At 26.2% G+C, this 21,327-nt stretch carries 21 protein-coding genes and 1 tRNA gene; 8 read left to right on the top strand and 14 right to left on the bottom strand.

Annotated features, from left to right (window positions below):
- The first annotated feature begins 53 nt into the window (after nt 1-53).
- From ACMCMH_RS11525 to ACMCMH_RS11500, 6 genes are all read left to right on the top strand, one after another.
- On the top strand, nt 54-962 hold the full coding sequence (locus ACMCMH_RS11525; RefSeq protein ID WP_412725728.1) for a hypothetical protein: 909 nt from the start codon (nt 54-56) through the stop codon (nt 960-962).
- 225 nt (nt 963-1,187) lie between these two features.
- The gene (locus ACMCMH_RS11520; protein ID WP_412725726.1) at nt 1,188-1,439 is read left to right on the top strand and encodes a hypothetical protein; all 252 of its coding nucleotides are present in this window, start codon (nt 1,188-1,190) and stop codon (nt 1,437-1,439) included.
- 14 nt (nt 1,440-1,453) lie between these two features.
- Nucleotides 1,454-1,861, top strand: a complete 408-nt coding sequence (locus tag ACMCMH_RS11515) for a hypothetical protein (protein ID WP_412725724.1) — start codon at nt 1,454-1,456, stop codon at nt 1,859-1,861.
- 10 nt (nt 1,862-1,871) lie between these two features.
- Nucleotides 1,872-2,261, top strand: coding sequence for a hypothetical protein (locus ACMCMH_RS11510; RefSeq protein WP_412725722.1), 390 nt, complete (start codon nt 1,872-1,874; stop codon nt 2,259-2,261).
- A gap of 9 nt (nt 2,262-2,270) precedes the next feature.
- Nucleotides 2,271-2,723 carry a hypothetical protein gene (locus ACMCMH_RS11505; protein ID WP_412725720.1) on the top strand — a complete coding sequence of 151 codons (453 nt, stop codon included), beginning with the start codon at nt 2,271-2,273 and terminating at the stop codon, nt 2,721-2,723.
- Entirely contained in the window at nt 2,724-3,635 is a 912-nt protein-coding gene (locus ACMCMH_RS11500; RefSeq protein WP_412725718.1) for a tyrosine-type recombinase/integrase, read from the top strand.
- A gap of 1,364 nt (nt 3,636-4,999) precedes the next feature.
- Here ACMCMH_RS11500 and ACMCMH_RS11495 read toward each other — a convergent pair.
- The 3 genes from ACMCMH_RS11495 to ACMCMH_RS11485 form a co-directional block, all read right to left on the bottom strand.
- Nucleotides 5,000-5,659: a hypothetical protein gene (locus ACMCMH_RS11495; protein WP_412725716.1), complete on the bottom strand. Its 660-nt coding sequence runs from the start codon at nt 5,657-5,659 to the stop codon at nt 5,000-5,002.
- 237 nt (nt 5,660-5,896) lie between these two features.
- Nucleotides 5,897-6,562: a hypothetical protein gene (locus ACMCMH_RS11490; RefSeq protein WP_412725714.1), complete on the bottom strand. Its 666-nt coding sequence runs from the start codon at nt 6,560-6,562 to the stop codon at nt 5,897-5,899.
- 6 nt (nt 6,563-6,568) lie between these two features.
- Entirely contained in the window at nt 6,569-7,276 is a 708-nt protein-coding gene (locus tag ACMCMH_RS11485) for a hypothetical protein (RefSeq protein WP_412725712.1), read from the bottom strand.
- 88 nt (nt 7,277-7,364) lie between these two features.
- Between ACMCMH_RS11485 and ACMCMH_RS11480 the strand changes: the two genes are divergently transcribed.
- Nucleotides 7,365-7,619, top strand: a complete 255-nt coding sequence (locus tag ACMCMH_RS11480; RefSeq protein WP_412725710.1) for a helix-turn-helix domain-containing protein — start codon at nt 7,365-7,367, stop codon at nt 7,617-7,619.
- Between the two features lie 217 nt (nt 7,620-7,836).
- Here the strand turns inward: ACMCMH_RS11480 and ACMCMH_RS11475 are convergent, their stop codons facing one another.
- The 4 genes from ACMCMH_RS11475 to ACMCMH_RS11460 form a co-directional block, all read right to left on the bottom strand.
- Nucleotides 7,837-8,118: a hypothetical protein gene (locus ACMCMH_RS11475; RefSeq protein WP_412725708.1), complete on the bottom strand. Its 282-nt coding sequence runs from the start codon at nt 8,116-8,118 to the stop codon at nt 7,837-7,839.
- Nucleotides 8,115-8,258, bottom strand: coding sequence for a hypothetical protein (locus ACMCMH_RS11470; protein ID WP_412725706.1), 144 nt, complete (start codon nt 8,256-8,258; stop codon nt 8,115-8,117). The genes ACMCMH_RS11475 and ACMCMH_RS11470 overlap by 4 nt, the downstream gene beginning before the upstream one ends.
- Nucleotides 8,236-8,550: a hypothetical protein gene (locus tag ACMCMH_RS11465; RefSeq protein ID WP_412725704.1), complete on the bottom strand. Its 315-nt coding sequence runs from the start codon at nt 8,548-8,550 to the stop codon at nt 8,236-8,238. The genes ACMCMH_RS11470 and ACMCMH_RS11465 overlap by 23 nt, the downstream gene beginning before the upstream one ends.
- Nucleotides 8,551-8,627: 77 nt before the next feature.
- Nucleotides 8,628-9,041, bottom strand: coding sequence for a hypothetical protein (locus ACMCMH_RS11460; protein WP_412725702.1), 414 nt, complete (start codon nt 9,039-9,041; stop codon nt 8,628-8,630).
- A 137-nt stretch (nt 9,042-9,178) separates the two neighbouring features.
- Between ACMCMH_RS11460 and ACMCMH_RS11455 the strand changes: the two genes are divergently transcribed.
- Complete coding sequence (locus ACMCMH_RS11455) at nt 9,179-9,409, top strand: hypothetical protein (protein ID WP_412725700.1); 231 nt, start codon at nt 9,179-9,181, stop codon at nt 9,407-9,409.
- A 48-nt stretch (nt 9,410-9,457) separates the two neighbouring features.
- Here the strand turns inward: ACMCMH_RS11455 and blaOXA are convergent, their stop codons facing one another.
- The 7 genes from blaOXA to htpG form a co-directional block, all read right to left on the bottom strand.
- The gene (gene blaOXA / locus ACMCMH_RS11450; protein ID WP_412725698.1) at nt 9,458-10,216 is read right to left on the bottom strand and encodes a class D beta-lactamase; all 759 of its coding nucleotides are present in this window, start codon (nt 10,214-10,216) and stop codon (nt 9,458-9,460) included.
- A 23-nt stretch (nt 10,217-10,239) separates the two neighbouring features.
- A complete protein-coding gene (locus ACMCMH_RS11445; RefSeq protein WP_412725696.1) occupies nt 10,240-13,086 on the bottom strand; it encodes a type I restriction endonuclease subunit R in 2,847 nt (948 codons plus the stop codon).
- A 10-nt stretch (nt 13,087-13,096) separates the two neighbouring features.
- The gene (locus ACMCMH_RS11440; RefSeq protein ID WP_412725694.1) at nt 13,097-14,980 is read right to left on the bottom strand and encodes a hypothetical protein; all 1,884 of its coding nucleotides are present in this window, start codon (nt 14,978-14,980) and stop codon (nt 13,097-13,099) included.
- 14 nt (nt 14,981-14,994) lie between these two features.
- Entirely contained in the window at nt 14,995-16,167 is a 1,173-nt protein-coding gene (locus tag ACMCMH_RS11435) for a restriction endonuclease subunit S (protein ID WP_412725692.1), read from the bottom strand.
- A gap of 10 nt (nt 16,168-16,177) precedes the next feature.
- Nucleotides 16,178-17,743: a type I restriction-modification system subunit M gene (locus tag ACMCMH_RS11430; RefSeq protein ID WP_412725690.1), complete on the bottom strand. Its 1,566-nt coding sequence runs from the start codon at nt 17,741-17,743 to the stop codon at nt 16,178-16,180.
- A 1,259-nt stretch (nt 17,744-19,002) separates the two neighbouring features.
- Nucleotides 19,003-19,077: transfer RNA gene (locus tag ACMCMH_RS11425), tRNA-Asn, on the bottom strand.
- Between the two features lie 176 nt (nt 19,078-19,253).
- Nucleotides 19,254-21,152, bottom strand: coding sequence for a molecular chaperone HtpG (gene htpG, locus ACMCMH_RS11420; RefSeq protein ID WP_412725688.1), 1,899 nt, complete (start codon nt 21,150-21,152; stop codon nt 19,254-19,256).
- Between the last annotated feature and the right edge of the window lie 175 nt (nt 21,153-21,327).

Below are 21,327 nucleotides of genomic sequence, written 5' to 3'. Positions count from 1 at the left end.
TATTTGATTATTATAAATGATAATATAAGCTTATTCAAAAGGTGGCTAAGATGATGACTTATGATAAAAAATTTCAAATTGATAGTGTAATAATTGATTTACTAAAAACTAAAAGAATTGAATTTAGAACTATACTTAAAAATACAATACAATTCATTTTTGTATTAAATAATGAATTTAAAGAAAATACAGAAAAATTATTGATAGATATAATTAAAGAGTATAGAGATTATACAATGATTTCTTTATCTAATAAATATAAAGTTAAATCTTCATTTTTTACAAACGAACAAGATAAAGCATTTAATAGTATATCTTCCAAGAATCGTAAATATATTATAAATGAATTAATATCTATAGCTATAAACAATAGTTCTTATATTAATGTAGTAGAAAAAAAGACAAATATAGAAAAAGATAATATAATAAATGATTTTACATTAAAATATTTCCGGTCATTCATAAAAGAAAAGTCAATATATCAAGAAATGATAATTGTTATTATGAAATCTTTATTATTTAAAATGAATAGAATAATAGAGAAATCTTTACTAGTGGAGAGCTATTATAAAGAATTACTTATTTTAATAATGGAGCAGTATAATTTAAAAAATGAAGCACATGAAATTTTAAAAAATCCGCATTTATCAAAGTTTATATATGAAGAATTAGGCAAGATATTTTTTATAATGAATATTGAATATAATATGAGTTTAAAAAATGAATGTGAAAATTTTAGAAAATGGAAGTCTAAGTATGAACCTATTTTAGAAAAACAATATCACAATAATCTCAATGAATTTATTAAAAATGAACTTAATTTATCAACAAAGAATATAGAAAACTCATTAGAAGAATTATATTTTTTTATTGATGGGATGCATCCAACACAAAAAGAAAAAGCACTTGTTCAAGAAACTTGGTTTATGTTTATGCAAAACTTATATATATCAGGATGTTAAAATACTTAATTTAAATTATTTTAAAGCTACTTCGGTTTAAACCCTGATAATACCTTATCTATCAACTTCAAAAGACCTGTAGTAAACTATAAAAGCCCTAACAAAAGGGTTTATACAATTTATCAATATTGATATACTTTCATCAGATTAGAAGAAATAATATTATTTTGTCGTTCATAAGTTGCAAATTATGAACATGTCCATAAAAGAATAAGGTATTAAAAAATGTATAAAGAAAAATTTGAATTTTATCTTGAAAAAATTGAACAAAAGTTTCCAGATAAACAAAAGTTAAATGTGGGAGAGATGCTTCAATGTATAAATATTAGTCGAGCTACATTTGCACGAATTGTAAAAGCAAATAATTTGCATAAAATCCCAAAAATATCTCTAAAAGAAGCACATCAGCGAAGTGGATCAAATTATTATACATATCAGTTTGATATATATGATATTGCTAAGTTTTTGGCTGAATAAGAAGGGCTAGAAATATGAAAAAAGCATTTGAAATTTTTTATGAAAAAAATCAAAATCAATCCGAAAAATTATTTACTGAAAAATTTAAAAGAGTACTTAGAAGTTATGAGATTCAAAAAAATTTGGGAATTAGTGAAATTAGTGCATTTGAAAATTCGCTTATTAATGCAACAAATGCAAAATCTAAAAAGATAAAAATTAATGAATTGGAGATTAAAAATGCAAAAATAAAACAAAATAGTCCAACTCTTAATAAATTATATTTGTTTCAATCTGAACTAAATATGTGGATTCAAAAAGGAATATCAATGAGAAAAATGCGAAAACTACTTTGGGAACTACATCGCTTTAAGTGTAGCCACGAAACGATTAGAAAATACATAAAAATGTTATACGAAGAAGAAAAAATCAACAAAAATTAAAGGAAAAATTATGGAAAATAAAAACAAAGAGTTAGAAACAGTGAATAAGTTAATTAAATATGCAAGAAGTTTTGAAAAAGAAAAACAAACACCATTTTTGATTATCAGTAATCATAATCTATATATTCATATTCGAGCTGTTGAAAATGAGAATTGGAGTGAAGAAGAGATAGAGATTTTACAAAATGTCATTAAAATAGTTTCAGTGCAGATTCGAGAATGGATAATCCCAAGTGAAGACTATATCGCAAGAAAATTTATGAAGATTGACGAATGCAACTATGATAGCAATTACAGTGAACTTTTGGATCGACTTGAAATTAGTCATAATGAAGATCATCATATTGATTATATTGTTGAACAAACTAAATTCCCATGCTCTGTTCTTAATTACTTGTAAAGACAAAACATGGAAGTAAATATAAAATTATTTGAGCAATTTTTTGCTCAAATTGAAATCAGAAAAGAAGAAAACAACTATTTATCTCCCGTGACTTTAGATTCACAAAATCGGAAAGTGAACGATTATCAAATCATCAAAAGAACACGACACTTGAAAAGACTTGTTAATGTAAATTTACAAACAGAAAATGACAAAGTTATCATTTTGTTTAAAGGTTTAGATATTAAAGTATTTTCAAGATTATTAATTGAATTTACAAATAATAAATTAAACTCAAAACTTGAATATAAATTTGAAAATAGTTTAATTTTCACTATTTCTTCAATAAATAATATTCCAAATTTGCTTATAAATGATACAATAAATATTGATAAATTAACTGCAAAAATAATGATAGATAAACTCGAATATCTATTCAAATGCTGTTCATTTTCTGAACTAGAACTGGATGAATATTAGATGAAAGGAAGTATTAATTATCAAGTTAATCAAGTCATGAAAGAGCTCACTGGGCACGGTGTTTCAAAATACCAAACAATAAAAACTTCAAATATAAAAGGTGAAAATAATCACCAAGTTTCTAATCTAATTCATTCAAATAATTACGATAAAGCTGTTAAAAATACTGCTATGTCATTAGCTCAATTTTCAAAAGAAAATGGTATTAAAGATTTAGAAAAAATCAACAATGAAATAATAGAAAAGTATATAAATGAGAAAATAAAAAAAGGTATTACAAACAAAAGCATCTCTGCAAGCTTATCTCATATTATGAAAATTCAACATGCATTAAATCAAACATTTTACAGCAGAACTGCAAAAGAAAACAAACTTCTTTTCTCAAAAGAAAAAATAAAAGAACTCCGAGAAAAAGCAAATAAAATTGCTGTAAAAACAGATAAATCAAAAATAAAAAGCTACGCAAATTCAAATATTTTTCTCTCAAAAATTGCAAAAAGAAGTTCCTTACAAGTTGAATTAATGATGAAAACAGGTATAAGGGTAAATGATGCAATTCACATAAAAAAAAATCAGCTATTATCTAATAATGAAATCAAATTTCGCAGCAAAGGGGGCAAAGTTTTTATCAAAGAAATTGATCCTAATCTGTATAATAAAATCAAAAAAGCTGTCGAATCAAATATTTATAATATAACATATAAAACATTCTATCGTGACATGAAAAAGGTCGCGAAAGAAAATAATATTTCTTGGTCTGGCACTCATGGTCTTCGCCACTCTTGGGCAAAAAAAGATTTCTCAAATAATTTAAAATCTGGACTTTCTAATGAAAAAAGCTTATTAAAAACTTCTCAAAATATGGCTCATAACCGTGGAGAGATAACTAAACTTTATATCCAATCACGATAGATTCTCTACTCTACTATTTTACTTCAAATATAACTTTTTCAATAATTTACTAAATTTACCGATACATTTTAGAGCTATGATTTTTTAAATTTACTATTATTTTTTCTTATAATTTTATTGTCAAGTGTAATTGTCAAATGTTAAAGTAAGTTGAGTTTGATGATGCAAGATTTTAAAAGGTGTTTCGGAGTATTGAGCCGTTAATAAGACAAATGTTAATTTGTCATATTAACGGCTCAGCCAGCTTGGTTTTGAAAATTTTTGAGTTTGATTTGTGTTGACTCTTCTTGTAAATTATGTTAGAATTTTCCATTATATATTATTATTTTATTTTTGTTAGTTTTTATCTAACATATCCCTTAGTTCAAGCTTCTGCTTTTGAACGCATGGTTTTTTGCTAAATGTATCGCAGTAAAAGTGACCAGTAGAGTTTCATCTACAAATTTAATATTTCTTTTTTATTGTTTCAGTAAAACTAGTAATCCAAAAGAGGCATTGCCGTTAATAGAACGATTATTTATTGTAAATAATTTAGTAATCTTTTGGAGATTAAGTTCGTTAATAGAACGTTTTATTGCTAATATTGAAAATAGAAATATTGAAAGATACAGTGCTGAATCACTTTAAAAATTTAGTTATTTAAGATTTAATATCGTTTTATCTAACTTATGTAATTTATCATTAATTATTGATGATATAAAACTAGTAATCCAAAAGAGGCATAGCCGTAAATAGAACAATTATTTGTTACAAATAATTTAGTAATCTTTTTTGGAGATTAAAATCGGTAATAGAACGTTTTATTATTCATAATAAATTGTATTACAGTGATATAGTAAGTTTAAATACTTATGAGCTTTATTTTAATTTAGAGTATTTTCTTTAATAAAGTTATGATCAGTTTTCTGATTAAAAATACTTCACACTTTTATGTTTGCTTCTAGCTTAAATGTTGTGATACTTTATCTATTATTTTATGTAATAGAATAGAAGAAAAGTTATTTGATTTTTCGAAATTAAAACTTTATGCATTTATGTACAATTTTATATTATTTTATAATTTATTTTGCTCCGTACAGGCAGCATAAGGGTGTGATTTTCTTTAATGATAATTTCTTAGACGAAATGAGATTTACTAGCGTCTATAAATATAGAGGTCATTCCGTAAGAAGGTACTACGTTAAATCTTTTGTATAGACATCAAATACATGTCTTTAAACTTGAGTATTTTGATTTTTTTAACACATATTATTTGTTTTATAATTACAAATATTTTTGAATGAGATATGCTAGTTTGCTGTCTCTATCTTTTGTCATAAATTAACAAAAAAAGCAAACAGCAAAATACAATATTTCAATAAATCTTATTCAAATATATAATCCATATCATAACCGTTTTTAGTTCCTACATACTCAAGATAATCATCTTTAAATTCAGAAGTTGCAGAAGCTTTTACCATGGATGGAATAGCTAAAACAACTGCACCCTCAATTCCATTACTTAACATATCTGCACCATTATTTGACACACTAGCTTTTACACCCTCTAACATACCTGTAGCACCATCTAAAACAGTTTGTTTTTCTATTACAAAAGCACTATTAACAGTAGTGTCTTTTTTTAGTTTCACTAAGCCTTGAATATCTCTTTTGTTTGTAGCAGACAATCTATAATCTTTTCTAAATAAATTATTATGTGTTCGTGAATAAGGATAAAAACCCTCAGAAGCAGCATATCTATTAACATTAAATTTTATATGATAAGGAGATAGTTTTTTAAAAGTTGCTCGTGCATTGCGACTAAATACAGACATTTTTATCTTACCACCTAGTTCCACATAAAAAATATCACCATCTTTTAATTCACCTGATATTACTTGATCATCTTTATAATAAACATCTTCGGGTGCTGCATCACCTAATGTAAATGTGTAATGACCAGCTTTTGCATGAAAAGGATAAAATCCAAATTGTTTCATATCGGTAACAAATTTTCCATTAGCAAATAATTTCTCAGGTTCCAACACCCTATCCGACATAAAAGGTGATCTAAAAAATACTATTGTTCCATAGCCTTTTTTAGGATATTCTCTATCTTGAAGTCATAAAGCACCATTACCATTTTGATTAATAAAAGTTGATTTTACAACCTCACCCTTTTTATTCATTATATAATCACGGCTTACGCAACCGTTTAACAAAAAAACTATTATTAAACTGATTAAAGCTACATTTTTAAATTTATACATATTTTTCCTTATTTAGTCTAATTCCAAAGATAACGAATGAAGCCTTTTGGATAGCTTATTACCATATGTAGAGTAGCTTACTTGAAAGCCTGAACCTCCACCAGTTTTCTCTGATGATTCAGTTTGACTTGAAAAAGAGTTCAAACAATCATAATAGATTTTATTGTAGTCATCGTTTGGAAAATATGTAATCATATTTCTAGTATATGTAACACAATAATCTAATGTTCCTTTACTTAGATTATATTTTGTAGATACAGTAGTTGTGTACTTTGCAGATCCTGATTTGGTATTAAATAAAATATAAAAAGATTTCCCATTTAAAATCTTAAAAAACTCATTTTTATTATAGGTACATTGTGCAACAGCTTCATTATTTGAATCTATTAAATTACAATTATTTGGTTTTACTGTTAATTTCTTCGATGCAAATATTATTGACTTTAAATCTTTAAGTCTATATTTACCCTTTGATTTTACTAATACAATGAGATCTTCTTGATCTTTATTTCCTAAAAATTTGAACTCTAGTTTTGTTTTAATGTATGTATCTCTTTTTACAACATTTATATAATCAAAACTTTTATAGTTAATACTATTTAGTTCTATATTATGTATACCATTAAAAGAACATCCACTAAAGAAAATAACACTTAGTAAAACAAAATACTTTAACATAATATATTACTCCGCTATTTTAGACTGCATTGCTCTATACCAATCTACATCAGAAAGTAATCCAGATTCAACTTTGGGATAGGTATAGCTAATTTCATATTTATCAAGTGATTTTCTAATCTCTTTCAATCTAAAAGTATTACTTTCTTTCAAGCCAATTACTGAATATCTTGAATGCCATCTTAAGCTTGCATAAGATGTTAATTCTGCTGTATCTCCTGATTCAATTAATGTCAAAAATTTAGATTTGTAATTTTCATAATAATAATCAGAAACAAGTTGGCTTGATAGTGGGTTAACCTCAATCTCTCCAATCATACCATCTTCATTAAAATTAACAACAATACTATCCCCTACTCTTTTTGTTTCAGGAACACACTCATTAAATTTCCTCAATGCAACATGACTTCTTCTTCCTTCAAATGTTCCTCTAATAGTATCTTGATAACAATCATTTATGATTGAAATATTTGATATATTATTCTTACCATACTTATTAATAAACTGTTCATTTTTCCATTTTTCATAGTTTGGAGAGTTTGTATCAATTATAAACCACCTAGAACTGTTTTGTAGTAGATTGTATCCATCTTCATTGATATCTTTTTTAGTAGTAATCATCGTGCTTTTAATTCCAGTACCACAGCCACTTAAAATAGCACCTAAAGATAGTGCAAGAAGTGTTTTTGTTAATAAGTTTGTATTTTTAATCATATATATTCCTTTTATTCATCTATAGCTGAATGATTTAAAAATAATATAACAATACACTTTAAATAAAAATTAACCATAAGGTGAATTAGTGAAAATTAATGAAAATATCGATGATGTACTTGAGGATGAAGATGAATTGTACAAAAAAGTTTCTCAAAATGTTAAAAAATTAAGAAAAGAACACAATATGTCACAACTCAAATTTTCTGAAAACATTGGATTTAATTCTGTAAGTTTTTATTGTGACTGTGAAAATAATAAGAATGGTAAACACTTTAATTTACTGCATGTAGTAAGAATCTCAAAATACTTAGATATTGATATAAATACAATAGTTAACTAGGATTATGGGTATTTTTTAATCTACTTAATACAATTACAAATATTTTTGAATGAGAAATGCTAGTTTGCTATCTCTATTTTTTGTCACATATAAAACAAAAAAGCCAACACTGAAACAAAAAATAGCAATAATATAAACTTCAATACTATTTGCAATTGAAAATAGATATGAGCTAATTATAAAAATTATATATAAAGGTATATTACTTAGTGTCATCTTAAAATTCTTTCTTTTGTTTTACTAAAAATTTTTCATATTTTTTCTTGTTATCATCATCCATATGTTCATAAAATTTATCTATATTATTATGAGTGATTTCTATGTAATTATCTCTTAAAATATCATTTAGATCCCATATAGTTTCACACCTAATACACTTGCTAGAATAGTTTACAAATGCAGCATATTGTTCTAAAAACTCTTCATCTTCAAAACTTAAATTATCTAAGTCAAAAACTAGTAGTTCGTTTATTCCTATATCATATAATGCTTTTTTCATTTTTTCCTCGTATTAGTATTTTTTAGTGTATCTGTAAATGGTATCTTTTTAATTGCATCAGGATCTTTTTTCTTTTTAATATTACTATAAATATATATTGCTAAAGCAATTAAAAGGCTACTTCCTAGTAATTCTATCATTTAATCTAACCTCTATTTCATTGAGTTGGTCATATAATGCATTTTTATAATCGCCATCATTTATTCTTGCAATTATATCTTTTTGGTCTTGAATATGTTGTTTAAATTCACTCAAGAAGTTTTTCTCTTTTTGCATAAAATAATAAATAATATCATTGATCCAAGTCAAAGCATCAATTCTCCCTTTTTTATATTTTTCACTTTCTTGAATCATTTTACTAAATTGATATCGAGTTTTTTCTTGAACACAATCGTTACTTAAATCTTCTAATATTTTGATTGATTTTTCCATGATTGAATAATATCGTATAAATTTTTATTTGGTTAAAAATATTGCAAAATGTCATTATAATTCAAAATAGACCAAAATTAATAACAATCATCATAATATCTATACCTTGATGTTGCAGAACCTATTGCACATCCAATAATCAATATAAAATACAAAGTAATTAAGCTGTATAAAACCAATTGTAAAATAGAACCAACAATACCTATAAACAAGTTAGTTCTTTTAATATTTATGATTACTACGGTTACTATTACAAATATTGCAAGTACAATGAGAACTTGTGCATTTAACAGTGTACTAGCTTCTGTATATTTATCATAGATATAATAAGCAATGTATAATGCTATATATGAAGCTGCAATAAAACAAGCACTTTTTATCTCAAAAAACTCATATTGAAATCTTTTATATGTATATTCATTAAATTTTTTAGATATATAATATGCTAAAACGATGAATAGAACAAATCCTAATATTAATAATACTGTCACAACGCACTCCTTTTTAATACTGATATAGTATTTATAGTTACAATTATATACTAATATAATATAAATGTCAAATATAAAGTATTAATATAGTCATAAAATTAGTATAATAATACTAATTTAGTATGAAAGAAAATATAATGGATAAAGAATTATTTTTAGAAAAGTTAAAAAAATTAGATTTAAATAAGAAAGAGTTTGCATTTTTATGTAATACACCCTACTCTACTGTAAATAACTGGGGTACAGTAATAAAAGATAAAACACTAGTAATACCAGGATGGGTAGAACCTTTTTTAGAGTATTATGCAAAATCTAAAAAACTAGATTATATAGTTAATGATCTTTGCGATAAGATTAGAGAGGTTTAATTGATGTAAATGTTCATATAGAAGAGAAATACAACTATATAGTTATATTTAAATAATACCTTTTATTTTTAATGCTTCCATAGTGATTTCTTTTCTATATTTAGCTTGACTTAATTTGGGCATATTCATATTCATAGCAAAGAACCAAGTTTTATCTTTAAATTCAATATATCCCACATACCAGCCAATCTTCATTGCCCAACCTGTTTTTACTCTGACAATATAATCATCATTTGATTCAACAATCATTACATCTTTTGTTTTATCAAGATTTTTTTGTTCATATGGTAAATCATTTTTATAAAGTTTTTGTAAAAACTCAATTTGCTCTAAAGCAGAAATTTTTAGATCTCCATCTAACCAAAATCTTGTTAAGTTTCCATCTGTTTTCATATTTCCATAGTCTAATTGTTTTAGATGCTTGTTATAGGTATTAATTCCTATTCTTTTTGCAAGTTCTTGAAAACACCATACACAAGAAACAGGAAATCCACTTTTAATAGAATGATCTTGATTCCAAGGCTTCCAACCTTTATCTTTTCCATCCCATTTGATAATCTCTAATTCATCTTTAACAGCTTTTTCTTCAAGGGCAATTAAAGTATTTGCAATCTTAAAAGTTGATGCTGGAGTAAACTGTTCTTTAGCTCTTTTATCATCAGAGACAAATACTGTTTTGTTATCTAATGAACTAATAACTACTGTTCCCGTAAGTTCTCTTTTATCAAATAGTTTCTGTAGTTCTATATCTTTAGCAAATAACAAACTTGTTAAAAGAAGAAATATTAAAAAAAATTTATGAATCATTTATATCCTTTATTTAATACTATCTATCTCTCAAAAAACTTATCTACAAACCCAATAATCTTATCCAATACTTTTGGAACTATTTTTTTTCTTTTTAGATATGTATAGTTATCATTTAATGTTTGTGCAACATCATGTGCAAGAGGTTTTCTCTGTTCATAGATATAAGTGTCTATTACTTTTTTTACTTTTTCATTATCAAGGTTATCTTCTTTACACAATTTTTCAAAAGCTTTTTCTTTTTGTTCATCCCAAAACTTTTCAAACTCATCTTCTACATCTTCACTATTTTTTATCTGTAATAAGTTTTCATTGATAAATTGTTCTATTAGTTCTCTTTTACTTCTAAGTTGTGGATTGTTATTTAAGATATTAGAGATATTCTCTTTTTGTTTTTTTCTTTGCTCTTCATCTTGGGTATCTTTGTATTGTCCTAAAAGTTTCAAGATATAATTTACATTGATTTCATCTTTATGAATAAGTTCAAGTTCAAAATCAACATCTTCTAAAATAGATACCTTTTCTGCTCCCTCTCCCTTACCACCTTTTCCAATCTCTTCATACATATCAAGATATTTAGACTTATAGTCTTCAAACTCTTGTTCACTCATTTTTAAATCAGACCATTTAAAATCACTAAATCCACCAAGAACATTTTTAACTCTCATTAAATCTCTAAATGCTTTAATAAATTCTAATTTATCATCTTCATTATCTAATTCATTTACACTATCAATAGTTGGAACAAGATTTATTAAAATGTCATATTTTTCATTGAACTTTAAAACATAGTCTTCATATGGTTCCATTACAATAATCTCTTTAGCATCTTTGTTTGAAAAAAGAGCAATTGCATCATCAGTATTCTTTTTTAGATTCCTAAAACAAACAATATTACCTTGAGATTTCTGCTCATTTAAAATTCTATTTGTTCTTGAAAATGCTTGTATAAGTCCATGATATTTTAAGTTTTTATCTACATATAAAGTATTTAAAGTTTTACTATCAAACCCCGTTAAAAACATATTTACTACAAGTAGTATATCTATCTCTTTTTGTTTTACTTTTTTTGATATGTCATTGTAGTAGTTATAAAAACTTTGAGAATCTTTTGTTGAAAACTTACTTCCAAATATTTTATTATAGTCAGTTATAAACTCATCTAATTTTTCTCTACTATGCTTATTGATATGTGTTTCGTCTACAGTAGGTCCATCAGAATCATCAAGATTAATTTCCCCTTTTGCATCTTTATCTTCTTCATTTGCACTATAAGAGAAAATTGTTGCTATTTTTAAATTATGATTTTTACTTTTAAATAATTCATAGTATTTAATTAACATATCCACAGAGCTAACACACATCATTGCCGTAAACTCTTTTGAGTGAGTTTTTCTATTATGATTTGCAATAATATAATCAACTATCTTATCAAGTCTATCTTCACTCTCTAAAAGTTCTTTTGTATCTATTGCTTCTACTTCTATATCAATATTTGTAGTACTATCTTTTTTCTCTTTATATTTACCTATATACTCAATAGAAAATTTCAATACATTATCATCGTTAATTGCATCTGTTATTACATACTTATGTAAACAATCATCAAATAATTCTTTTGTAGTTCTTTTTCCTAAGGCATTGTTTGATGCATTCTCTGCAAATATAGGAGTTCCTGTGAAACCTATCATTTGGTTATGAGTAAAAAACTTAGTAATGTTTAGATGTGTTTCCCCAAACTGACTTCTATGACACTCATCAAATATAAATACTATATTTTTATCTTGTAGTTTTTCCATTTTGGACAAGTATTGTTTTTTACTTATTGCCGTATTTAGTTTTTGAATAGTAGTAACTATTAATTTTGTATCATCAGAAAATTGTTTTACTAATGAACTTGTATTATCTGTACCATCAACTGAACCATCACTAAAACTATTGAACTCTTTTGTTGTTTGAAAATCTAAATCTTTTCTATCTACTACAAAAACAACTTTATGCACTTTTGGTAGTTTCATAAGTATTTGAGCTGTTTTAAATGAAGTAAGTGTTTTACCACTTCCAGTTGTATGCCAAATATATCCATTTTTTTGCGAGTTTGATACTCTATCTATGATATTTTCAACTGCATGAAACTGATAAGGTCTAAGAACCATAAGTATTTTAGGAACTTCTGCTAATACTATATATTTACATATCATTTTAGATAGATGACATCTTTCAAGAAAGTCATTTGTAAATTCTTCTATATTGGTAATATTTTTATTTTCTTTATCCGCCCAATAAAATGTTTGTTTAAAACTCAGCTCTTTAATATTTTTATTATTAGCATAATATTTAGTATTTACACCATTAGAGATGATAAATAACTGTATATAGTTAAATAAAGCATTATTAGTACTATAAGAGTGTCTTTTGTATCTAAGTGTCTGATTAAATGCTTCTTTGAGTTCTAATCCTCTTCTTTTAAGTTCAATTTGAACTAAAGGAAAACCATTTATAAGTATAGTTACATCATATCTATTTTTATATACTCCATCTACTGTTACTTGGGAAGTTACTTGAAAAAGGTTTTGACACCAATGTTCACTATCTAAAAACTCTATATATTTTGTAGTTCCATCATCACAAGGTAAAACATATTTATCTCTTAATATTTTAGCTTTTTCAAATACATTACCTTTATTGAGATGATTTAGTATTCGTTTAAATTCAGTATCAGAAATAGTAGTTTTATTATGAATTTCGAGTTGTGACTTTAGATTTGATTCTAATGCTTTGTCATCTTTTATTACAACTCTATCATATTTTAATAGTTCGAGTTGTTTTAATAAATTTTCTTCTAGTATTGCTTCAGATTGTGTGCTCATTGTTATTCCATTATTTACCAAGTAATATACTTGTTCCTTTTTCTTTTAACTCTAATTTAAATTCATCATAATCATATATAATATTATTAATAATCTCATTATTACTTTCTAAGTTAAGACTGCCTCTTTTATGAATAAATGTATTTATACTAATCGCAGAAACTAATGTTATAAAATCTACATAAAATGTAGAAAGTGGACTACTATCATTATGTGCATTATGAACAATATTATTTCTCATTCTATAAATATAAACAAGTTTTTCAAAAAATATTTTTTCAAATACACTTAATAAATCTAAACATTTCTTTTTGTCAGTAAATATTCCTTTTAAATACTCTAATTGTGAATAAAGTAATGAGTTATCCTTTAAATGCTCTTTAATATTATCAAGGTTAGAAATAAAATTTTTCAAATAAATTGTATCACCTTCTTGTGTATTGAATCCTGCATCATTTTTTAATTTAATTGGTAACTTTAATTCTAATCTATGATGATAAAATGGTGCTCTTGCTGATGTTATCTCTTTTAACTTATGATAATGTTTCCAAGCAAAGTCTAAAATATATGTTTTTGCTAATAGTTTTGAAACTACATCAAAGATAATTTTAGGAGTTTTTTCTGATGAGTTTTTCTTTTCGTATAAATTCTCTAATGCTACCCAATGCCATAAAATCTTTTCATTATTTTCATTTGATTCAATTGCTTTTCTTTTCCAATGCATAGATTCAATAATTTTTTTATCTATTTCTAAAATATCATCTTTTGATACAACTTTTGAATATATTTCCTTATCATATTTACTATTATCTAATTCTATTGAGTCTTGATATTTTAAAAGTTCCCAAGTACTTGAAAAGTTTCCACCTAAATTTTTTCCATTTTCATCTATTACATAATATTGAAATTTGTTAATTATAATAGGAACTTTATAGTTTGTATGCCTTGAAGCAATTAAATCTAAAGTATTTTCAAGAGTTTGCAAAGCTTCTTGTTCTGCATATTCCCTATCTAAAACATTTAGTGTAACAGAACCATTACAATAATATATATTATCCTTTATTTCTGTTTCAAAAAACTCATTAAAATGTTCATCTGGATTAAGAAACAGTCTAACTGTTTTAGGATTATAAATTTGAACATTACCAATAGTAATATTAACATCATCACCTCTCAAACCTTTAATCTGAAATACAAATTTTAAGTTTTCTTCTTCTTTATCTAAGTAGTTTGTTAAAGATAAAAGTCTATCTTTATATGAAAGACTATCAATATACTCTGTACTTGTCCTATTCCAATTACTACATTCAATTTTATGAGGAAAATTTGTATGTATATAATCATCCTTATCAATAATTTGATAATTTGAGAAAATATGACTAATAATTTGAATAATTGTTTTAAATGAGTACTTTTTATGAATTAATTCAAATATTATTATATTTGTCAAGCATTTTATTTTATCTATATTCAAATTTGATTCATCAGTTAAAATTTTTGATAATTCCTTAATAGCTTCTTTCCCAAGTACAAAATTATCAAACTTTAAATATGCCATTTTAAGCAAATGCAATAAATAGCTATAATCAGAAGTATTTTTTTGTGCTTCCAAGATAAGACTTAATGTTGGTTTTATAAAAGATATTCCATCTACATCTAAATTAGAGAACTTACCAAGTGACTCTACAAAAAATTTTTTATTGTCTTTATTTGACAAGTTCTTTCTTTCGATTTCTTCAATAAACTCTTGAATTAATTCTTTAGGGTTATAAATAATTGAATGTGTTAATTCTTTTTCTATACTATCTTGATGAGTGAAATCTCGCCAATAGTCTATAAAAAATTGTATTTTTGATTCTATAACTTTATTAGCCTCTTCTAATTCATTGCTCATGATTCCTCTTTTCTTTACACAAACATCTGTTGCAACAATGCTTTTTTAAACTCTTTTGTTTGTTCTAATTGTTTTTGAGTTTGCTCTAATTTTGTATCTATTGTGGATAAAAAGTTTGCTATTTTTGTTTGTTCATCAAATGAGGGTAATTTAATCTTTAAATACGAATATTCAGAAATCCAATACCTTTTATGCTCACCTATTGGAAAATGCAGTTTTTGAATAAATTCATAAACAAATTTTAAATTAATATCTTGATGCTTTACTTTTAATAGTTTCATTGCAGAGGATTTTACTTTAAAGTTAAAATTAACATAATGATTTGCAGTTGTAAAGTCATCAAAAATTATCACTGGACTATTTACATAAACTCCATTTTTTTCATTTGTATAACCTAAAATAAAAGTTTTTCCTGCTGTTAGAACTGGTGTATTGTAACTATTATTATACTCTGTACTTTCTACAATATATTTTGTTGGTTGTTCATAATCTAAAATTTCTTTTAATCGTGTTTCTTCCCAATCACAAAACTCACTTCCATCATCATCTTTAAATCTAATCTCTTGATTAAATATTTTTTGCATCACACCTTTTTTATACTCTTTTAGTAAGGTTTCTTTTTTTGTAAGTTGTTCTATTTTTGTATCAACAGAAGTTAAACAAGAAGCTATTTTTTCTTGTTCTTGTTGTAATGGTACATAAATAAATACTTTAGATAGTGTTTCTTGACCTACATTGTATCTTGTACTACCATTGCTTTTAGTAGTTATTTCCTTTCTTGCAAGATTAGTTTTAAGCATATAATTCATAAACTCAGGATAATAATCTTGTTTTGCTTTTCCTCTAATAACAAAACCACCAAAAGTGGCTGGTATTTCTTTATCTAAATAAACAATTGATTGTCCAGCATCTTCTCTAACTTCTGAACTTCTTTGAAATAATATATCTCCATATTCAACTATGTTTTTTTCGAAAATATCTTTCTTTACATCAACACTTCCAATAATATTTTTATGAGTGATAGTATTATTATTAATAATATCTAAGACATTAATGAATTTATAACCTTTTCCATATTGTTCTTTTGTTGCATTAATCCCATTTTTAAATGTAAAATAACTACCAAGAGTTGAAAACTTCCAATCTCCATTAAACTCTTTAAATCTTAACTTAGGTATTCTACTCATAATATACCTTCTAAAATGGAGTAGAGATATTTAGTTCTCTACAAAAGTTAGCAATAGTATCATCAGTAGTTTTCATATCAATATCAAGTGCTTTTAGTTTTTTTGATACTTCATCTAAATCTACAACTTCCTCTTCTTCAAATGTATCAACATATCTTGGGATATTTAAGTTATAGTCATTCTCTTTTATCTCTTCTATTGATGCTATATGAGAGTATTTATCTTCTGTTGTTCTATTTCTGTAAGTAGATACTATTTTTTCTATATCTTCACTTCTTAGATAGTTTTGATTTTTAGCTTTCTCAAAATGATTTGATGCATCTATAAACAGTACATTTTCACTATCTTCTCTACATTTTTTAAATACTAAAATACAAGTAGGAATAGAAGTACCATAAAAGATATTTGAAGGCAATCCTATAACTGCATCTAAATAGTTTCTATCTTCTATTAGATACTTTCTTATATGACCTTCTGCAGCTCCTCTAAATAATACCCCATGAGGCAATACTATAGCCATAGTACCATTATCATCAAGGTGATGAATCATATGTTGTACAAATGCAAAGTCTGCTTTTGATTTAGGTGCAAGTTTCCCATATTGCGAAAATCTATCATCACTCATATGTAATGGATTTGCTGACCATTGAGCAGAAAACGGAGGATTTGCAACTATTGCTTCAAATCTTTCATCTATATGTTGTGGTTGTTCTAATGTATCTTCTTGTTTTATATCAAACTTTCTATAATGTACATCATGCATAATCATATTCATTCTTGCAAGATTGTAAGTAGTTCTATTTAACTCTTGTCCATAAAAACTTGATACATCTTCTACTTCTTTTGCAACTCGCAAGAGTAATGAACCTGAACCACAAGTTGGGTCATAAACTGATTTTAGTTTTGATTTTTTAGTAGTTACTATTTTTGCTAATATTTTAGAAACTTCTTGAGGTGTATAAAACTCACCTGCTTTTTTACCTGCACCACTTGCAAATTGAGCTATAAGATACTCATAAGCATCTCCAAGTACATCTCTATCATGGTTTTTTAGTTCAAAATCTATTTTGTTTAAGTGTGCAAGTACTTTTGAAATAAGGGTATTTTTGGCTTCTTCTGTTCTTCCAAGTTTTGTAGAAGTAAGGTCAAGGTCTTCAAAGAGGTGTTCAAAGTCATCTTCACTTTCATGACCCATTGTTGATTGTTCTATATGTCTAAGAACTTCTGTTAAGTCTTCAAGGATAAAGTTGTTTGTATCACCATTACCTTTTTCTGCCATTGCTGAAAATAATTCATTTGGTTTTAGGAAATATCCAAGTTGTTCTATACTATCTTCTTTAATAGCATCACACATCTCTTTATGCTCTTCATTAGTTGAACAGTCAAGTTCTGTAAATTTGATACCATCTTCTGCTAAAAGGTCATTTGCGAAGTCTTCTATTTTTTCTGATAAGTATTTGTAAAAAATGAATCCAAGAATATAATCCCTAAACTCATCTGCATCCATCTTACCTCTAAGCTCATTTGCTATATTCCAAAGTTGCTGTTCTAATCTTTTCTTCTGTTCTTCACCCATACTTTATAATCCTTTTATTAATAGTTTTATTTTATCTAAAAATTTATTTAATTAATGTTTTAAAAATAATACCTAGGATTTAGATCTGGAGTGAGCGAGCATAGTTTGGCTTATAAAATAAATCTTACAATTTATTGCCAAACTATATTAAAACACTATACCCATGGAATGAGTCTATCGTTCACTAAATTGTACTTTTATATACTGATACAATAAGGCTTCTTCGTGGGTAATGCGATCCGATATATCTATCATATCATTATCATTAGTGTCTATTGATGATTTTAATGTACAATAGGTTGCAGTAACTAGACTTAGATAGAGTTGCCTTTAGTTTGGTTGAGAATCTAGTATCATACACTACGCCATTTCTGTATATAGTCCAGTGGAGCAGTAAAACAAAAGTTTTACCACCGCTTAGCTTCAAAAGTTTCCAATTTCGCTACAACCGATGTACGGTCTCTTTTTTATTTATTCACTAAATGGCGTTTTGTGAGTTACCTACAAACTAGAATCAGCCTCACAGATAGTGAACTACAGCAGACATAGAGATTATGCCTATCATTTTAACAGACAATACTTTATCCTCAACATTGAAGTTGATTTTTTAAAAAAATATTGATTTATGAAATTTTTTTTGTTATAGTGTCAATCTTAGATTAATAGCTCGGGTGGTCGCCAAACTTTCACGGGCTATTATATACCTCCTTTTTTAATACACATTTTTAATACAAAATGAATATCCATTTAAAAATTTTAAAAGTAATTATGATTAGACCGTAAGATACTTGGCAGTTACATACAATCCAATTATAAATACTTAGAGAATGACAGCTCTATCGAGCGATAAGACTATCATACAAGATTTATGCACTGCCATGCTCTAAATATTTATGGAACTAGTTTAGCAGTTAAAAGAAAGTTTGTACATAAAAGTTTTTTTGATGAATTTGGATAATGTAGATGAATCTATAAAAATCATTATAGATGTATTTGTATCTTATTTTGAAAGAGTGAGATTTTTTGTTTAAGTTGATAAATTAGTAAAATTTATTTTGTAAAATTGGGTATTTGTGAAGGAAATATGATTTTTTGGAAAATTACTGATAAGTTATGCACTTGGATTTTTAATACACATAGTATTAAAAGCTGTATTAAAAAAATATTTTGTATTAAAAATGTATTAAAAATAAAATATTGATATAATTGTATTTTGTTTTTAGAAGTCTTTTAAAGTTAGTTTTTATGGGGATTTTGAATGGCTCCGGCACCTGGGATCGAACCAGGGACCAAATGATTAACAGTCATCTACTCTACCGCTGAGCTATGCCGGAACTTGTAAGTTAAAAAGTGTTTGTCTTTTTAAGTGGCAGAATTATAGTCTAAAAACATTAATCTAAACTGAAAAAAGTGATTCTTTTTTGTAAAATTTACATTCTATATAATAGAAGCATAAAAAAAGCTCTCAAATATAAAATTTGAGAGCTTTTTTATATTTTAAAAGTTAAAACTAAAAAGCTTTAGCCATAACAGTATTTAATCTTTTTGTAAATGCTACAGTATCTTTGATTTCCATTCCTTCAGACATTTTTGCTTGGTCTAATAATAGCCATGAAATATTTTCGATCATAGTATCATCTGAACAACCATTTAAAGCTTTTACAATCTCATGATCAGGATTGATCTCTAAGATAGGAGCTGATTCTGGTACTTCTTGTCCCATTGCTTTCATCATTTGAGCCATTTGAGCCATAGGATCGTTTGCATCTTTAACAACACAAGATGGAGAATCAGAAAGTCTGTTAGTAGTTTTTACCTCTTTCACTTCTGCACCTAATACACCAGTGATTTTTTCAACGATAGATTTGAATTTTTCTTCTACTTCTTTTTTCTCTTCTTCTGTTTGTTCTGTTTTTGGAGCTTCACAAGATGTAATATCTTTTAAATCCCAATCTTTATATGAACCGATACCTGGAGTGATAACTTCATCAATCTCTTTGTCATCTAAGATAAGAACTTCAATATTATTTTTCTTATAACTTTCTAATAATGGAGAGTTTCTAAGAACTTTTTCATCATCACCTATAATGTAGTAGATAGCTTTTTGTTCAGTATCAGCTCTATCTTTATATGCTGCAAGAGATGTCATATTTTCTGTGTCGTTTGTAGATTTGTATCTTACAAGCTCTAAGATTGCATCTTTATTTACATGATCTTGGTATACACCCTCTTTTAGAGGTCTGTTGTATTGAGCTGTAAACTCTTTATATTTCTCTTCATCTTTAGCTAGTTTTTTGATTTCACTTAAAACTTTTTTAACAGAAGATTGTTTGATGTTTGCCATGATTTTATTTTCTTGTAAAATCTCTCTTGAAACATTTAATGGTAAATCTTGACTATCTATGATACCTCTAACAAATCTTAAGTATGTAGGTAAAAGCTCTTTTTCATCATCAGTGATAAATACTTTTTTAACATACAGTTTAACTCCTGGTTGATAGTCAACTCTATACATATCCATAGGAGCAATAGCAGGAATATAGAATAATGTAGTATATTCACTAACACCCTCTGCTCTTGTATGTACATAAGCCATAGGATCAGTAGAGTCATGAGAGATAGTTTTGTAGAACTCATTGTAATCTTCAGCTTTTAGTTTTGCTTTTGGCTGACTCCAAAGTGCAGTTGCTTCGTTTGCTTGCTCTCTTTTGTTTTCCATAGATTTTTTTGGTTCTTTTCCAGCTTTTTTATCTTCTTCACTTAACTCTTCAGTTACTTCTTCATCAAAGATTAAGAAAATTGGGTAAGCGATATGATTTGAGTATTTTTTAACGATAGTTTCTACTCTAGGTTTAGAAACAAATTCACTGATCTCTTCCTCTTTTAGTTTGATGTAGATAACAGTACCATGCTCTTCTTTTACACAAGGAGATAAATCAAAACTTCCTGAACCATCACTTGACCATTTGAACCCTTGCTCTTCACCTGCTTTTTTAGAGATAACATCAACTTTATCAGCTACCATAAATACAGAGTAGAAACCTACACCAAATTGACCAATTAAGTTGCTATCTTTTTTTGCGTCACCTGTTAGGTTTTCCATGAAAGATTTAGTACCTGATTTAGCAATAGTACCAATAGAAGCGATTAAGTCTGCTTCATTCATACCAATACCATTGTCAACGATTGTTAAAGAGTTATCTTCTTCATCAATTTTGATGTTGATTTGTGGAGTAGATTCTATACCTTTTAGTTTTTCATCTGTTAATTTTAAGTACTCTAGTTTATCAATAGCATCACTTGCGTTTGATACTAGCTCTCGTATAAAAATCTCTTTGTTTGAGTATAGTGAGTGTGTCATAAGTTGTAGTAGTTGCCCTACTTCTGTTTGAAATTCATGTTTAGCCATATAATATATTCCTTTTTTTATGTAATTTATTAAATTTTAGGGTGAAATTTTAACATAAGTTTATAAAAGAAAGCTAAAGTTTTATAAATAATTAGCACTTTTATTAATTGAGTGCTAAATATATTTTTATAATTAATAATCTTTATTATATATAATTTATCGCATTTTAGATACA

This window comes from Arcobacter sp. 15-2 (assembly GCF_047159865.1).
Classification (GTDB): Bacteria; Campylobacterota; Campylobacteria; order Campylobacterales; family Arcobacteraceae; genus JAIOSF01.
This window is presented reverse-complemented; position numbering and strand designations above follow the sequence as displayed.

What these genes read in the sequence shown, in the direction of transcription:
- ACMCMH_RS11490 (WP_412725714.1), bottom strand. Translation starts at nt 6,562, where the DNA reads ATGTTAAAGTATTTTGTTTTACTAAGTGTTATTTTCTTTAGTGGATGT.
- ACMCMH_RS11520 (WP_412725726.1), top strand. Translation starts at nt 1,188, where the DNA reads ATGTATAAAGAAAAATTTGAATTTTATCTTGAAAAAATTGAACAAAAG.
- ACMCMH_RS11510 (WP_412725722.1), top strand. Translation starts at nt 1,872, where the DNA reads ATGGAAAATAAAAACAAAGAGTTAGAAACAGTGAATAAGTTAATTAAA.
- ACMCMH_RS11465 (WP_412725704.1), bottom strand. Translation starts at nt 8,550, where the DNA reads ATGGAAAAATCAATCAAAATATTAGAAGATTTAAGTAACGATTGTGTT.
- htpG (WP_412725688.1), bottom strand. Translation starts at nt 21,152, where the DNA reads ATGGCTAAACATGAATTTCAAACAGAAGTAGGGCAACTACTACAACTT.
- blaOXA (WP_412725698.1), bottom strand. Translation starts at nt 10,216, where the DNA reads ATGATTCATAAATTTTTTTTAATATTTCTTCTTTTAACAAGTTTGTTA.
- ACMCMH_RS11440 (WP_412725694.1), bottom strand. Translation starts at nt 14,980, where the DNA reads ATGAGCAATGAATTAGAAGAGGCTAATAAAGTTATAGAATCAAAAATA.
- ACMCMH_RS11445 (WP_412725696.1), bottom strand. Translation starts at nt 13,086, where the DNA reads ATGAGCACACAATCTGAAGCAATACTAGAAGAAAATTTATTAAAACAA.
- ACMCMH_RS11430 (WP_412725690.1), bottom strand. Translation starts at nt 17,743, where the DNA reads ATGGGTGAAGAACAGAAGAAAAGATTAGAACAGCAACTTTGGAATATA.
- ACMCMH_RS11500 (WP_412725718.1), top strand. Translation starts at nt 2,724, where the DNA reads ATGAAAGGAAGTATTAATTATCAAGTTAATCAAGTCATGAAAGAGCTC.
- ACMCMH_RS11485 (WP_412725712.1), bottom strand. Translation starts at nt 7,276, where the DNA reads ATGATTAAAAATACAAACTTATTAACAAAAACACTTCTTGCACTATCT.
- ACMCMH_RS11435 (WP_412725692.1), bottom strand. Translation starts at nt 16,167, where the DNA reads ATGAGTAGAATACCTAAGTTAAGATTTAAAGAGTTTAATGGAGATTGG.
- ACMCMH_RS11525 (WP_412725728.1), top strand. Translation starts at nt 54, where the DNA reads ATGACTTATGATAAAAAATTTCAAATTGATAGTGTAATAATTGATTTA.
- ACMCMH_RS11470 (WP_412725706.1), bottom strand. Translation starts at nt 8,258, where the DNA reads ATGATAGAATTACTAGGAAGTAGCCTTTTAATTGCTTTAGCAATATAT.
- ACMCMH_RS11515 (WP_412725724.1), top strand. Translation starts at nt 1,454, where the DNA reads ATGAAAAAAGCATTTGAAATTTTTTATGAAAAAAATCAAAATCAATCC.
- ACMCMH_RS11455 (WP_412725700.1), top strand. Translation starts at nt 9,179, where the DNA reads ATGGATAAAGAATTATTTTTAGAAAAGTTAAAAAAATTAGATTTAAAT.
- ACMCMH_RS11475 (WP_412725708.1), bottom strand. Translation starts at nt 8,118, where the DNA reads ATGAAAAAAGCATTATATGATATAGGAATAAACGAACTACTAGTTTTT.
- ACMCMH_RS11505 (WP_412725720.1), top strand. Translation starts at nt 2,271, where the DNA reads ATGGAAGTAAATATAAAATTATTTGAGCAATTTTTTGCTCAAATTGAA.